Origin of the sequence: Mesorhizobium kowhaii (assembly GCF_042431665.1) — a bacterium.
GTDB classification, from domain to species: domain Bacteria; phylum Pseudomonadota; class Alphaproteobacteria; order Rhizobiales; family Rhizobiaceae; genus Mesorhizobium; species Mesorhizobium kowhaii.
Genome location: NZ_JBHLYT010000063.1, coordinates 1 through 14,436 on the forward strand (window position 1 = coordinate 1; position 14,436 = coordinate 14,436).

Annotated in this window: 11 protein-coding genes and 1 pseudogene; 4 read left to right on the forward strand and 8 right to left on the reverse strand. The window is 57.9% G+C overall.

What is annotated here, in order from left to right; translation table 11 throughout:
• Window positions 1–434 precede the first annotated feature (434 nt).
• The 7 genes and pseudogenes from ACFFNA_RS33550 to ACFFNA_RS33580 all read right to left on the reverse strand — a co-directional run bounded on the left by ACFFNA_RS33550 (window position 435) and on the right by ACFFNA_RS33580 (window position 8,063).
• Entirely contained in the window at window positions 435–1,517 is a 1,083-nt protein-coding gene (locus ACFFNA_RS33550) for an ABC transporter ATP-binding protein (RefSeq protein WP_378924136.1), read from the reverse strand.
• Window positions 1,518–1,521: 4 nt separating this feature from the next.
• Window positions 1,522–2,349, reverse strand: a complete 828-nt coding sequence (locus ACFFNA_RS33555) for an ABC transporter permease (protein ID WP_378924138.1) — start codon at window positions 2,347–2,349, stop codon at window positions 1,522–1,524.
• Window positions 2,350–2,353: 4 nt separating this feature from the next.
• Window positions 2,354–3,205 carry an ABC transporter permease gene (locus tag ACFFNA_RS33560; RefSeq protein ID WP_378924140.1) on the reverse strand — a complete coding sequence of 284 codons (852 nt, stop codon included), beginning with the start codon at window positions 3,203–3,205 and terminating at the stop codon, window positions 2,354–2,356.
• Between the two features lie 58 nt (window positions 3,206–3,263).
• Window positions 3,264–4,343, reverse strand: a complete 1,080-nt coding sequence (locus ACFFNA_RS33565; protein ID WP_378924142.1) for an ABC transporter substrate-binding protein — start codon at window positions 4,341–4,343, stop codon at window positions 3,264–3,266.
• Between the two features lie 162 nt (window positions 4,344–4,505).
• Complete coding sequence (locus ACFFNA_RS33570; protein ID WP_378924143.1) at window positions 4,506–5,120, reverse strand: aspartate/glutamate racemase family protein; 615 nt, start codon at window positions 5,118–5,120, stop codon at window positions 4,506–4,508.
• Window positions 5,121–5,334: 214 nt separating this feature from the next.
• Complete coding sequence (locus ACFFNA_RS33575) at window positions 5,335–6,495, reverse strand: M24 family metallopeptidase (protein ID WP_378924144.1); 1,161 nt, start codon at window positions 6,493–6,495, stop codon at window positions 5,335–5,337.
• A 248-nt stretch (window positions 6,496–6,743) separates the two neighbouring features.
• Window positions 6,744–8,063, reverse strand: a pseudogene (locus ACFFNA_RS33580) (IS3 family transposase).
• A gap of 875 nt (window positions 8,064–8,938) precedes the next feature.
• Here ACFFNA_RS33580 and ACFFNA_RS33585 point away from each other — a divergent pair.
• The 4 genes from ACFFNA_RS33585 to ACFFNA_RS33600 all read left to right on the forward strand — a co-directional run bounded on the left by ACFFNA_RS33585 (window position 8,939) and on the right by ACFFNA_RS33600 (window position 14,237).
• A complete protein-coding gene (locus ACFFNA_RS33585) occupies window positions 8,939–10,102 on the forward strand; it encodes a M20 aminoacylase family protein (RefSeq protein ID WP_378924146.1) in 1,164 nt (387 codons plus the stop codon).
• A 45-nt stretch (window positions 10,103–10,147) separates the two neighbouring features.
• Complete coding sequence (locus tag ACFFNA_RS33590; RefSeq protein ID WP_378924148.1) at window positions 10,148–11,254, forward strand: ABC transporter substrate-binding protein; 1,107 nt, start codon at window positions 10,148–10,150, stop codon at window positions 11,252–11,254.
• A 144-nt stretch (window positions 11,255–11,398) separates the two neighbouring features.
• Window positions 11,399–12,439 (forward strand): ABC transporter ATP-binding protein, encoded by a 1,041-nt coding sequence (locus tag ACFFNA_RS33595; RefSeq protein WP_378924150.1) that lies wholly within the window; start codon window positions 11,399–11,401, stop codon window positions 12,437–12,439.
• A 22-nt stretch (window positions 12,440–12,461) separates the two neighbouring features.
• Window positions 12,462–14,237 (forward strand): ABC transporter permease subunit, encoded by a 1,776-nt coding sequence (locus ACFFNA_RS33600; RefSeq protein WP_378924152.1) that lies wholly within the window; start codon window positions 12,462–12,464, stop codon window positions 14,235–14,237.
• Here ACFFNA_RS33600 and ACFFNA_RS33605 read toward each other — a convergent pair.
• A partial coding sequence (locus ACFFNA_RS33605; protein WP_378924154.1) for a DDE-type integrase/transposase/recombinase occupies window positions 14,238–14,436 on the reverse strand: 199 nt, incomplete at its 5' end. It lies immediately after the preceding gene.

Here is a 14,436-nt window from a genome sequence, read left to right on the forward strand (position 1 = left end):
AAGCCCGCCGATCAGCAGGCCGCCTGACCTTCACGCAACGCCATCATAGAGCCCGCCACGCGCACGCGCATGTGCCAATCATGCGGCCTTCGTCGTATGCGTACCCGCGAACTCCACTACGTCATCCACTACAATCAGTGATCGGCCGCCGGCGCGGCGGCCAACGGCATCACAAGACGATTTTGGCAGGTGCCTTGGCGCACCGCTTACCCTGAATCGACCGAAGGCACCGCGCCAAGTGCTGCCCCCCTGCCCGCGCGGGGGCGCCGTCAGCGGCCTTGTCGATCAGGAGTGCGCCGTTCTCATGCACCGACAACGAACCGGGAAGCACCATTTCGGTGGTCGAAGATCGACTTCATATCGGAGCAAGATGGGCCGGACCGGACGCGGGTCAGCGGCGTGCCCTTGGGGGCGATCGGAAGGGTGCATGCTTCCTAGAAAACAAGGACGTCCGATGCGTCGAAGACGGCGCGCACGGTCTGCCCGGGTGCTACTGCCTGACTTCTCCCGACATTCTTGCGAATGGCCAGCAGTCGGCTTTTGCCGGGGAGTTCGACGACCACATGCACGTCAGCGCCAAGCGGGGCGACATCGAGCACGACACCCGTCAGGACATTGAGCTCCCGATTTCCGGGCACCTCTCCAGCGGCGCCGTCCACGAGTTCGATGTTTTCCGGCCTTATGCAGAGATCGGCGCCATCGTGCCGGCCTGATGGTGACCTCGCGCGAATCTCGATCCCATTGGCGGTGACATAGGTGCTGACGCCGTCCTGCGACTCTCCACGCGGTGATCCCTGGAACCAGTTGGATCTTCCGACGAATTCGGCAACGAATTTGTCGGCCGGCGCCTCGTAGATCTTCGTCGGTGAACCTCGTTGAATGATTTTGCCCGCACGCATGACGACGACTTCGTCCCCGAGACTGAGGGCTTCCTCCTGATCGTGGGTGACGACGATGGTCGTTGCGCCAACCGACCGCAGGATCTCCTTGAGCTCAATGCGCAGTTCCAGCCGAAGCTTGGCATCAAGTGCCGACAAAGGCTCGTCGAGAAGTACGATCTGGGGATCGGTTGCGAGCGCGCGCGCAAGCGCGACCCGCTGCTGTTGCCCGCCGCTCAGCTGGCTTGGATATCTGAGCTCCATGCTTTCCATTCGCACAAGCGTCAGCATCTTCCTGACGCGAGATGGTATTTCCGCTGCCGGGGTTCCCCGGTGCCGCATTCCATAGGCGACGTTCTCGGCCGCGGTCATGTGAGGGAAGAGCGCATAATCCTGGAAAACCAGCCCCACATTGCGCTCATAGGGCCTCGAGTGCCCGACATTCTCCCCGGAAATTTCCACAGTTCCGTCATCGGGAGAGGTGAAGCCCGCGATAATGCGCAGCGTTGTCGTCTTACCGCAGCCGCTGGGTCCAAGAAGGGAAAGCACCTTCCCTTTTTCTATCTCCAGGCACACACCGTCGACCGCGGTGAACTCCCCATACCTTTTGGTGACGTTCTTAAGTTCCAGAACTCTCATGCGATCAAACCCTATACATACCCTGGCCGATGGCCCGCTCCAGACCGATCACGCGGTCGAGCACGAAAAGCAGCACAATGGTGAGCCCCATCAGGGCGACAGCGGCCGCGGCGATTGTCAGATCGAAACTCGACCTCATCAGGCCGAGCAGTGCTACCGGTAGCGTGTAAGTGTTGAAGTCGCTCAAGAAGAGACTGATCGCCACATCGTCCATCGAGAAAGCAAAGGCGAAAATCGCGCCGGCGGCAATACCGTTCTTGGCGAGCGGCAACGTAATCGTAAAGAAGGCCTGACGTTCCTTTGCACCGAGGCTCAATGCGGCCTCCCGCAACGACGCGCTGATACCGCTAAGCCCAATCAGCGTCATTCGGATCGTGTACGGGATCGTGATGATCAGGTGTCCCGCAACCAGCCTCGGAAAAGGCGGCAGCAGGTTGAATGACGAAAAGAACATGAGCAGTGCAAAGCCGACAATCACGCCGGGGATCACAAGAGGAGACAGAAATACTGTCGTGACAATGTCGCGCCACTGAGCGGACATTCGGCTGATCGCGAGCGCGGCCGGGGCGCCGATCGCGGCGGCGATGGCGGTCGCCGCGAATGCCAGCAGAACGCTGGTTCGAAACCCGGACCACAAATAGGCATTGCTCACGAGCCGCCCGAACCATTGCGTCGAAAGATCAGGTGGGGGAAATGAACCGAGGTAGCTTCGCGCATCGAATGCCATGAAGACGGTCACGACCACCGGAGCCAGCAGGAATATCGCTGTCGCCACGATAATCACCGCTACGCCACAGGCAAGGACAATGTCGGCGTTTCGCTTGCTGATCATTTTGTCACGTCCGGCCTAGCAAGGATGCCAATCTGGAGATGGCGAAGATCAGGAGCATCGAAAGAATGATCATGACGATAGAGATCGCCGCTCCGCTCGGAAAATTCGCAACCTCGCTGAACCGGCCATAGATCAGATTTGAAATGAACAGCACCCGCCCGCGTCCCAGGATCCACGGAATGGCGAACGCACTTACGCCAAACGTCATCGAGACCAGAAATGCGGAAATCAGCCCCCTCATGCACAACGGCAGCGTTATTGTGAGGTGGGAGCTGAGGGCCGAGGCGCCAAGGGACTGAGCCGCTTCCGTAAGGCGGGGATTCAGGTTCTGTATGGTACCGACCAGGATCAGGATCGACATCGGTAACGTATAGTGGAGCAATCCTGCGATTATGACGACGTAGATATACGCCCGGCTGTTGGTGTTGACGCCCAGGGCGGACATCACCGGAACTAGCATCCCGGCGGAACCGAAAGTCAGTTGAATCGCGTAGATCCTGACGAGCGCGCTCAGGAATATCAGACCGATAATCGCCGATATCGAGGCTTTCAGCAGCCAGCCGGATGCGTTCTTGGCTATGTAGTAGGCAATCGGAAAGGCAAAAAGGACGGCTACAACGGATGAGCAGAACGAAATCCAATAGGTTTGAAAAAAGTACCGCGCGTAGACGGGGAGAAGGAGTTCGGTGTAATTTACGCTGGTGAGCGGAGCTCCTTCAGCCGAGCCAATTCGTCCGGGCTCGAACGTGCGGAAGCTCTCGCTAAGCACCGTCAACATCGGCAGTGCGAGAAAGAGCAGAAATACTGCCACCACCGGAAGCAGCAGCAGTATTTGGCTTCGTGCGGAATTCGTCATGTCATCTGCCCGCCAATGCCCGTCAATCTCGCATACAAGCCATCGGCCTGCGACTGTGCTAGAGCAAAGGCACGACTTCCTGCTCCCAGCGCTTCATCCAAGCATTCGTCTGTTCGGAGAGATAAGACCAGTCCGGGACATAAACCGATCTCTCCATCTCCTCATTGGAGAACGCCATCGGCTTGATCTCCTCGGAAACCGTCGACTTGACGTTAGCCGGTATGCCTGCGACCTCCCGATTGAATTCCGCATTGTTTTCCGGGTTGATTGCGAAATTGGCGAACTTGAAGGCGCCGTCCGTGTTTCCGCCTTTAAGGACACACCAGCCTTCATGATAGACGAATGTCCGGAATCCTGTCTCCTTGTCCATCTTGTTCAGGTACTTCATGGGGAAGTTGCGGGTCAATTGGACAGCGCCGTTACCCGCCACGAAGGTAACGGAGGTTTCGCCCGAGCTGATCGAAGTTGTGATATCGGTGTCCGCGTTTGCGACGCGGCCGATATTACCGCTGCGCGCCAGTTCCTTCACAAAGTCCCACGCCGCCTCCATGTTGCGCTCGTCGCCGCCCTTGTGCAGAGCGAAGGTGACCATCTGCAAGTTGGAGTTCAGGGACGGAACCGGAAAACAGATCTTTCCTTTCAAGCGAGAGTCCAGAAGGTCTTCGACCTTGGTGATCGCGAACGGCGCGGTATCGGCCTGATAAGACCAGAAGAGCCCCGATATCGTTCGAGGGATGTTGATGACGTTGCCGGCGCTGTCCTTGACCAGCAGTTTTTGCGGCACGTCGGCGAGATTCGGGACCTTTTCCAACGTGACAGGCTCAGCCCAGCCTTCCCTGGCGATTATTTGCCATGAAGGATCCCACCCCGCCAGCAGGTCGATGCCCGGATTCGGCCAACGGGCTTTGATCTGTGGCATGATGACCATAGCCCCGCCGGCGTGCAACTGCCAATTGACCTCAATGTCCGACTGCTTGGCGGCGATCTTCTTGATGTTGTCGAAATAGCTACCGCCCCATTCGACGGCGGTGATTGTCTCGGCTGCCCGCACCCTGGCGGGTGCGAACGAACCAACCGTACTGATGGCAACCGCCGAAGCGGCACCTTTCAACATCCCACGGCGTGAAATGATGGACATGATCGCTCCCCATTTTTGTTAGTTGTGAAACCATTGAAATAGCACTGTCCGTGCTCCGCAAGCATAGATTCGATATCGTGGCATCTGGGATATAGATGGCTTGGGCGGGGTGGCTGAGAAATAGTCAATTCAGCACGACGTCCGGTGCTTTGACAGAGGCTTTCAGGCGATCGACGCGACCATCATCCGGCACAGGATGGTAATGTCGTAGACCGGAAGCTTGGTGAGGCGACGGATCGCGGGAGCGACCACTGGGAACCCCGCGCATTCGAACAAGATGGCGGCGATCTCTGGATGCGCGGCTCTCAATTTGGCGATGCAAGCGCCGACGTCCACTTCCATCGCAGCCACATCGGTGGGCGGGGCCGGCATCTTTAACTCATCATGCCAGTACTTACTGCCTTCGAGTCCGCCAACCACTATTCTTTCCCGTTCGGCCGGGTCGTCAAGACCGAGCAGATCCTCGCCCAAATGCGTGGAATCGTAAGTCAGAACGCCGAGCTTCGCACGCCGCGGCAGTTGGCGCATCAAGGTGGGCACGAGGAGAAGGCTCGACATTGCCACCGGTACGTGAACCGACGCGGCCACAGCCGCCTGGTGCCGGATCGTGAATCCACAGGTGGAGCTAATCGCAACGGCTCCCTTCTCGACCAACTGCCGCGCTGCTGCGACATAGGCAGCCTCGAGAGCCGGATCACCTCGAACAACTCTTTCAGCCAACGCGCCCTCCACCGTCTGCATGACGATCGGAAAACCGACAGTCTCTGGATTGTTCATCGACCCGGGCTCTCTAAGCCTGTCTGGCCGTTGTCCCTGGTCGAGGGCTAGGATTCCAAGAAATGCTGAGGACTGCGGGCTCATGGATTAAGACTTCTCTGCTATGGTTGAAATGGGCAGGCTGTGGCTGGCCGAGCCCGTCGGCTAGGTGGCTCTGACAAGCTGGAAGGGTACGGGGTCATCGTGGGTGAATTCCGTACTCAACTTCACTCCGTCATGCATAATGGAGCGTGTGCGGTGTCTGGCTGAGGATTTCCGCGCCGCTGTCGGTAACCAGAACATGCTCGCTGGCCCCAATCAGATAGCCGTTTTCCGAAAACAGAATGATGGGCATGTGCAGGGTCATCCCGGCCTGGAGGACGTCTTTCGCGTCTGGCTCCAGGCTTAGAGAACCGCGTTCCGACCAGTTGATACCAGTCTGGTAACCGGTCCGGTGGCGGAAGATGTGCTGCCGCCCGGATTTCTCGATGACCTTGCGGGTTGCTGCGTCGACCTCGTGCGCGGTTATCCCGGGCTTGATGGCCGCAATCGCCGCCTCGAGCGCCTCCACCGAAACATCGTGCAAGGCTTCGGTTTCGGGATGACGGCCAAGCACAGCACTGCGGACCACCCCGATGGCATACCCGTCTTTCATGGCGCCGCCTTCGAACATCGCTGGTTCACCGTCTCTTATCGGGAAGTCGGCCGGCGAGCCATGCGGCAACCGCGTCCGCTCGCCGAAAACCAAGGTCAGGCCCCGGGCGAGCGCGCCGCCACCCTTCTCGATTTCGTCGCCAATTGCCGCCGCCACCTCCGTTTCGGTCGCGCCCGCGCGCAGCGACGTCTGGAAGGTTCGAACCGCGGCGTCGGTCATAACCATTAGTTTGCGCACGAGCGCCAGTTCCAAGTCGCTTTTGACCGCGGCTACCGACGCGACCAGCCGAGTCGCATCGATAACCTTCAGGTCCGGGAGTTGAGCCTGGATGGCACCTACGTCCGCCGGCGCAACATGCCAGCAGCAGAGTTCAAAACCCACTCGTTTGCAGTGCACGCCATACTTGCGAAGGACATCGGCGCTGACTTTGGGGAACTCGTTCTGCTGCGTGTATGGGATGATCTCCTCGATGCAGCTTTCGGCGCGCACGGAAGCCACTTCGTATTCGCGCACGACGTAGGTTGGCTGCTTGCCGGGTACGAAAATCAGCAGGAAAGGCGCAAAATAACCGCCGCGCCCGTTGTAACCCGAAAGGTACTGCAGATGAGCATGGTCAGTGACCACGAGCGCGTCCAGACCGGTTCGCTCCATCGTTTCGACTACTTTTTTCTGCCTCCGTTCGTATTCTGTTTTCGGGAATGGCGTACCCGTCAGAGGAATCGGCGATAATGTCGTGGTCATTAGTCACCTCGATGGTTCTGCGTAGTTGTTTCGTCGATTTGGATCGGCAAATGCAGCTCGGATCCGATATCGAACGCAAGCAGCGTGCTCGTTCGGACAACGGTCACTAGACCGATGATCTGGGTCAAATACAGATTTTGTATAAGCGGCATCTGGCAGTGAGATGGGTTGGCGTGTCCGTCGTCAGGGTTTTTGAGACAAATGGCGGCCTGATTTAGCGGAGGCTCTGGTCCATCTGGGTTGTCATTTTAAGCTGCGGCTTTGCGATGCTGCAAGCGCCGCTGTTCGATGGTCTTTCGCTTGATCCTTTCTCGTTGCAACAGAATGGTCTGGCCGCGCCCGAAGTAGACGTCGGCGGGGGTGAGATTGTCGAGGCTCTCGTGGTAGCGCCGATGGTTGTAATGTTCGACGAAGGCGCCGACCTGGGCTTCGAGATCGCCCGGCAGGAGGTAGTTTTCGAGCAGGATGCGGTTCTTCAGCGTCTGGTGCCAGCGCTCGATCTTGCCTTGGGTCTGAGGATGGCACGGCGCGCCACGGGTGTGGTCCATGTCACGATCCTGCAGCCAGTCGGCCAACTCACCGGCGATGTAACACGGCCCGTTGTCGGAAAGCAGCCGCGGTCGCTGATGCACCGTTGCCTGGTCGCAGCCTGATGCTGTGAGCGCCAGGTTCAGGGTGTCGGTGACGTCCTCGGCCTTCATGGTGGTGCACAGCTTCCAGGCCATAATGACCGCGAGAGAGCGCCGAAGATCAATTACTCAGAGTGAAGTCGGTCTGCCAGAGTTGGTTGGGCACGGTCGTTTTGTCATGGAATTCGTTGGCCGCCTTGATCACGATGAAGGCCGGGCTGGTGATCAGATCGTGGGCCTTGAGCAGGCGGTAGACCGAGGACTCCGAGACAAAATAGCTTTCTGTGTCGGTGAAGGTCACAGCCAGTTCGCGTGGCGATAACTCCGGCTTGTCCAGGGCAAGCTCGACGATCTGGCCCCGCACACCCTCGGGAATACGGTTCCAGACCCGGCTAGGCCGCGGGCTGCGATCTTCGAGCGCGTCGACGCCGCCGCTCAGGAAACGGTCATACCAGCGGTGGAAGGTGGCGCGGGGAATGCCGAGTTGTTCCAGCGTGCGCCGCGCCGGCAAGTGGGATTTCTCGACGATCCGGATGATTTCGAGCTTTTCGGAGGCAGGGTATCTCATTCGTCGTCGCCCCCATCCGCGATCATGCTTTTTTTAAGCAGCCGCAGTTCAAGCGCCTGTTCGGCGACGACCTCCTTCAGGTCGCGCGTCTCGCGGCGCAGCACCTTGACCTCGTCGCTGGTCGCGGCACGCGCCGTGTCTCCTGCCAGTCGCTTCTTGCCGGCCTCGAGGAATTCCTTCGACCAGTTGTAATACAGGCTCTCGGCGATCCCTTCGCGCCGGCACAACGCCGCGATCGACTCTTCACCGCGCAATCCCTCCAGCACGATGCGGATCTTCTCCTCCGCTCCATACTGCTTGCGGGTAGCCCGGCGGATGTCCTTAATCACTGTTTCTGCAGGGCGCTTCTCTGTTCCGGATTTCTGTCTCATCTTCGCTCCTTTGAAAGGCTACGATGAACCAGAAATCCTCCGTTCTCAGTTAAGCCGATTTGGTCCCATCAGTGCTGACGCCGGACAGGCGGAAACCATTGGCGACTAGGATTTGCCGACAGCTTGGGCTCACCGATTCTGAATCGATAAAAGACGACTTTTCCATCGACGGCTATGTTCAGGCCTTCCAGGCATTTGCGGCAACATGGGGTTGCGAGCTTGGCACAATTCGAGCACCCGCACGGTTTTTCCATGCCATTCCCGATCTTATGGTGCCCATAAGACACTCCGAATGGCTTCAAAGCCAAATCCCAGGTTCAGGTCTGGAGCGGTTCCGGAACCTTGGACATTTGTTGGACAATCTTATGCCCCACGGATATGCGTGGCTAGTCGCGGACGACGTTCTGCCTGAGTAACGAGGGGCTTTGTGACACCTGGCGCGGCTTCTGATTGAATCATCCCTACTTTCGGCATTATATGATGAGAGAGCGCCCGACCTGATATGGTCGTCTAATCGCAGTTGGTTCGTCAAGCATGAAGTTGTTGACACGACGCTGCCGGGTGAATGGTTGTCTTCGCGGTCGACATTAGTCGCCGCATGATGGAGAGGCGCTGAATATCAGCCATCTAGAAGCGAGATGGCGCCGATATATACACGGCATTTGACTTGGGAATACCCAAGTTCAATCCTTTAGACAACCATGGCAAAGTGCTGGGTTGACTCCATCCTTCGTCAGCGACCGGTGCACACGCCGGCAATTTGGAATGGGATTACGTCGGTAATTTCTAGCCTTGCTTGGGATGTCGGGCGGACAGTTGCTATGCGATCCTTTGGCGGCGCGGCCAAGAGGCGCTGTCGAGCACCGGAGGTATAAATGCGCGACCTAACATCATTCCAGCATCTCAAGGACGAAGTCGCAGGGTGGCGACGATATCTCCACCAGCACCCTGAGCTCGACTACCGGCTGCCCAACACCGCCCGGTTTGTCACCGAAACGCTTCAGTCGTTCGGCATAAATCATATTGAAACCGGAATTGCCGAGACGGGTATCGTCGCCATAGTCCACGGTTCTGCCGGGGAAGGCCCCACGATCGGATTGCGTGCCGACATGGACGCGCTGCCAATATTCGAGGCTTCCGGTAAACAGTGGACCTCGACCACGCCGGGGCAAATGCATGCCTGCGGGCACGATGGCCATACGGCAATGCTGCTTGGTGCAGCCAAGCATCTCGCGGCCACGCGGAACTTCAAAGGCTCAGTCGCTCTGATCTTCCAGCCTGCAGAGGAAGGCATGCTGGGCGGCCAGCGGATGGTCCAAGAAGGGATCATGGATCGCTTCGATATCTCACAGGTATTCGGTATGCATAACTTGCCTGGGATGCCGGTGGGCACCTTTGGTATCTGCGATGGACCCATCATGGCAGCCCTTGATGAGTACGACCTCGTGATCAAAGGGCGGGGCGGGCACGCCGCGATGCCGCACCAGACAGTAGATCCGGTCGTTATCGCAGCCCACGTGATCCTGGGCCTTCAAACCCTCGTTTCCCGCATGACCGACGCGCTGGAATCGTTGGTGATCTCCGTGACAAAAATGGACGGAGGCGAGGCGTACAATATCGTTCCGGAGCAAATCACGCTGTCGGGAACCGTGAGAACTTTGTCCCCAAAGCTACGCGATTTCGCGGAAGAGCGTATCCGTGCCTGCGCCCAAGGCATAGCACGAACGTTTGGCGGCGATGCCGAGCTCAGCTATCGCAGACATGATCCCGTCACGATGAATCACACCGCAGGCACAGAGCGGGCGCTACGTGCCGCGCGAAGCCTGGTCGGAGACGCGTCGGTTGACACAAAGTTCAAGCCCCTCATGGGTTCCGAAGACTTCGCGTATATGCTTGAAGCCCGACCGGGCGCGTTCATTTTCGCTGGCAACGGGAACAGCGCAAGCCTGCATAACCCTTCATACGATTTTGATGACGAGGCCCTGCCATACGGCATCGGTTACTGGGTCAACCTAGTGGAGACAACGCTCGCCGCGTGACGGGCGGAACATGCCAAGCTTTGGCATAACAAAGAGGGAACAAACATGAATATCACCATCAATCGCAGAAGCTTTCTGGCGGCCGGCGCTTCCGCCGCCGCCCTCGGCGGTCTCGGACTAACGACGAAAATCGCTTCCGCCCAGGACACCAACGAACTTCGCATCCTTGTATACGGCGGTGACGCCGGTAAAGCAGTGATTGAAGCATACGTGAAGCCATTTGAAGCCGAAACCGGCATCAAGGTGACGCCGGTTACCGACCAGATCGATTTCGCGCAGATCGAGCTGATGGTCACTAACAACAGCATCTCTGTTGACGTAGCCGGTATCCCGCAGAGCGGCGCGTTGGCGGCTGCGGAGAAGGGTTATCTCGAGGAAATCGATTACTCCAAGTTCAAGAAAGAAGAGTTGGACGGCATCGTCGATTTTGCGAAAGAGAAATTCGGCGTCAGCGCGCTGATCTATTCTTATGTGATGGTCTACAACACCGAAAAATTTCCTGCCGGCAAGCCGCGTCCGGGTTCCTGGGCGGAATTCTGGGATGTCGAAAAATTCCCGGGCGTGCGGACGCTCGTCTCAGGGCAGAATGGACAGGAAGGCCCCTGGGAGGAAGCACTTCTGGCCGATGGAGTCGCGCCGAACGCTTTGTATCCCATGGATATCGACAGGATTTTCAAAAGCCTCGACAGGATCAAACCGCACATCCGCAAGTGGTGGGGTACAGGTTCCGAGATCCAACAGATTATGCACGACAAGGTCGCGGACGTCATGAACTCCTACGACGGCCGCGCAACGCTCCTGATTGACCAGGGCAGCCCGCTCGAGGTCAATCGCAACCAAGCCAAGCTCACACAAGACTTCTGGGTTATTCCGAAGGGAAGCCCCAACGCGAAGAATGCGCAAAAGTTCGTGGAGTTCGCGACACGTGCCGACCGCCAGGCCGCGTTTGCCCAACTCATCCCTTATGGACCGTCCAACCTTAATGCATTCAAGCACTTACCAGACGCTCTCGGCCGCAAGCTTGCCAGCCACCCGGATTACATCAAATCCAGCATCCCGCTGAACATGAATTGGTATGGCGCGGTCGGGTCTGACGGTATCTCTAACACCGAGCGTCTCATCCAGCGCTGGAATGAGTGGATTCTGATCTAAGTCGCGTGTTCGGCCTTGTGCCGAACCTGATTGCAGGGGAAATGACTGATTGGCCGGAATCCGCCAGTCGGGTTGCGGTCGCTGCTTCCGAGGTGTCCGCGCCTTTGCAAGGGGAGCGGTGCCGAGAGAATAAGGAACGAATCATTGATCGACGGCAGCAAATCTTCCCAGATCGAATTCAGGGACGTCACGAAAAAGTACGGCGAATTCGCTGCGGTACGGAACCTGTCACTGGCGGTAAACGAGGGCGAGTTTGTCACGATCTTGGGGCCGAGTGGTTCAGGCAAAACCACCACGCTCATGATGCTAGCCGGCTTCGAAGGTCCGACCACCGGCGACATTCTCATTGGAGGACGATCGGTGGCCAACGTACCCTCCTATCGGAGAGATCAGGGTATCGTTTTTCAAAGCTATGCACTGTTTCCGCACCTGTCGGTCGCCCGCAACCTCTCATTTCCACTGGAAATGCGAGGAGTAAAGTCAACAGAGCGTGCCCAGCGGGTCGAGCGCATGCTCGAGCGCGTCCACTTGCGCGGTTATGAGGATCGCCTACCGTCACAGCTGAGCGGGGGCCAGCAGCAGCGCATAGCGCTGGCCCGCGCCTTAATCGCGGATCCGCCGGTTTTGCTACTCGACGAGCCTCTCGGCGCATTGGATCGAAATCTGCGTGAGCAAATGCAAGGCGAAATCAAGGGCCTACATAAGGAGTTTGGAATCACGACGGTCTGCGTCACCCACGACCAAGAAGAAGCGTTGACGTTATCAGATCGCATTGTCGTGATGGAGCGCGGGACCATTGAGCAGATTGACAGTCCCGAAGCACTTTACGATCGACCTGCAACCCGCTTCGTCGCCAACTTCCTTGGGGAGGCGAACTTCCTCGAGCACGAGCTGACTAGGCATGCGCCCACGGAACCCGGGACGGTCAGCATGATAAGGCCAGAAAGAATAAAAATTGGGGCCATATTGTCTCCGCGGTCACCTGCTGATGAGGAAACCCATTGCGCCGAAGGAACCGTTTCCGAGATGGTCTATGCAGGGCCCCTGCGGAAGTACGTGGTTCGCGTCGGCGATGACAAACTGACCGTCAGGCAGCACGTTGCCACCAACCAGCAGGCCTTCCAAACCGGTGACGCCGTGGCTCTCACATGGCTCCGCTCCGATGTCCGGATCGTCCAGTTATGATCATCCGCAGGCGATAACTTCAATGATCCGCAACCTATTCCAGCAGCCGGCCGCGCTCGCCGCCCCGGCCTTTGTCGTTCTCACCGGCGTGTTCATTGTCCCGATGCTTTGGTTATTCTTCACAAGCTTGAACGCGCCGCGCTTCTCGCTCGTGAACTACGCTGCGTTTGTGGCGCAGCCCGCTAACATACGGGTACTAATCCAGACAATTCAGATGTCTTTCGTTTCCACGGGGCTCTGTATTATCATCGGATATCCCGCTGCGTATCTAATAGCCTCCGCCTCGAAGCGTGTGCGACTCACTCTAATCGTGCTGGTGGTAATCCCGTATCTAACGAGCCTTCTTGCGAGGACTTACGCGTGGATCGTGATCTTGGGCGACCGTGGTCTCATCAACTCCCTAATTCTCGACGCAGGCCTGATTAGCAGCCCCCTGCCCCTGATCTATAACCGAACCGCCGTCTACTTAGGCATGGTCCACATCATGTTGCCCGTAATGATCCTGCCGCTCGTGAGCGTCATGATCGGAATTAACCGGTCGCTCGTCGAGGCTGCAAGGAGCCTTGGCGCTCCCCCTTCCACCGCATTCTGGCGGGTGTTCTTTCCCTTGAGCCTGTCGGGCCTGCGCAGCGGCTCCGTTCTAGTCTTCGTACTTAGCCTCGGGTTCTATATTACACCAGCCGCACTCGGTGGGTTAAGAGACGCAATGCTTTCGAGCTTTATCGCCGCGCAGGTTACAAGCTCTTTTAATCTTGGGCGTATCGCGGCATCAGCCTTCGTCCTATTGGCCATCGCCGTCGCGGTGCTTTCGATGGTAGGTCTTGACCTCTCCGGCAGTCCTGCGGAGCAAAGCGGCAAGGCTTCACGCAGTCGCTTCTGGCGATTTCTACCCGGCAACTTGGGACGCGTTTGGACAGCGATGGTTGAAACGCGCCGGGCCAAGGCATGGGAGCACAATAAGTTTCGAGGTATCGGAACCGGCAGCCGTATCCGCGCACTAGGTGTGGCTTACTTGGTTTCTGTGATGGGTTTCCTGCTGTTCCCGGGACTTGTGATCATCGTTATGTCTTTCAGCGGCGGGGAGTACCTGGAATTTCCGCCCTCTAGCCTTTCGTTTAAATGGTACCTGTCTTTCTTTACGGACCCCACCTGGACAGGAGCGCTTTTGACCAGCCTGCAGGTTGGCCTTGCGGTCGCATTCCTGTCCGTGCTCACCGGTACGCTTGCAGCTTACGGCTTGAGCCGTACGTCTCCCGGCACGAGGCGCTTGGTCACCCTTGTAATCCTGACGCCCATCACTTTCCCAGTGATTGTTGTCGGTATCGCAGCCTACCTGGGCCTGGTCAAAATGGGCCTCGTAGGAACCCGGATCGGCATCATTCTCGCGCATACTGTAGGCGGCCTAGGCTATGTTGTGGTTATCGTGTCGGCGACGCTCGCGAACTTTGACCACCGGCTCGAGCAGGCAGCAAAAAGCATGCGTGCGGGTCCCGTGCGAACTTTCAACCGTGTAACCCTGCCTCTCATCTTGCCTGGTGTCATCGGCGGCGCGGTGTTTGCATTCATTCATTCGTTCGACGAAGTCGTCATATCCTCCCTGGTGAGTGGCCTCACAATCAGGACGTTGCCTTTGAAAATGTGGGAGAATATGCGGCACGAAATCGATCCGACGATCGCGGCGGTGGCGTCGCTGCTTATCTTGTTGCCGGTAGTCTGGCTTATTGTCCTCTATGGTACTTGGAAAGGTTCTGTCGCAAATCGTGATTTCGGTCACGACGCGACGCTTTCGCGCCAATGATCAGGCGGCAAGGATCTCGAACTGCTCGGCAATTGAAGGGCATGGATTGTACGCAAACCTTGCCTGCCGTTTGCGCATCATGTGAACCATCTCGCTGCCGGACAGAATGACCTCTGCGCTCGCCTTCGATTTGAAGCCGAGCATGGAGCGGATGCGGCGCTTGATGCGCCGATGGTCCTGCTCGATCCGATTATTGAGA

Coding starts and splice junctions, on each gene's coding strand:
- ACFFNA_RS33550 (WP_378924136.1), bottom strand. CDS start 1,517: ATGAGAGTTCTGGAACTTAAGAACGTCACCAAAAGGTATGGGGAGTTC.
- ACFFNA_RS33555 (WP_378924138.1), bottom strand. CDS start 2,349: ATGATCAGCAAGCGAAACGCCGACATTGTCCTTGCCTGTGGCGTAGCG.
- ACFFNA_RS33560 (WP_378924140.1), bottom strand. CDS start 3,205: ATGACGAATTCCGCACGAAGCCAAATACTGCTGCTGCTTCCGGTGGTG.
- ACFFNA_RS33565 (WP_378924142.1), bottom strand. CDS start 4,343: ATGTCCATCATTTCACGCCGTGGGATGTTGAAAGGTGCCGCTTCGGCG.
- ACFFNA_RS33570 (WP_378924143.1), bottom strand. CDS start 5,120: ATGAACAATCCAGAGACTGTCGGTTTTCCGATCGTCATGCAGACGGTG.
- ACFFNA_RS33575 (WP_378924144.1), bottom strand. CDS start 6,495: ATGACCACGACATTATCGCCGATTCCTCTGACGGGTACGCCATTCCCG.
- ACFFNA_RS33585 (WP_378924146.1), top strand. CDS start 8,939: ATGCGCGACCTAACATCATTCCAGCATCTCAAGGACGAAGTCGCAGGG.
- ACFFNA_RS33590 (WP_378924148.1), top strand. CDS start 10,148: ATGAATATCACCATCAATCGCAGAAGCTTTCTGGCGGCCGGCGCTTCC.
- ACFFNA_RS33600 (WP_378924152.1), top strand. CDS start 12,462: ATGATCCGCAACCTATTCCAGCAGCCGGCCGCGCTCGCCGCCCCGGCC.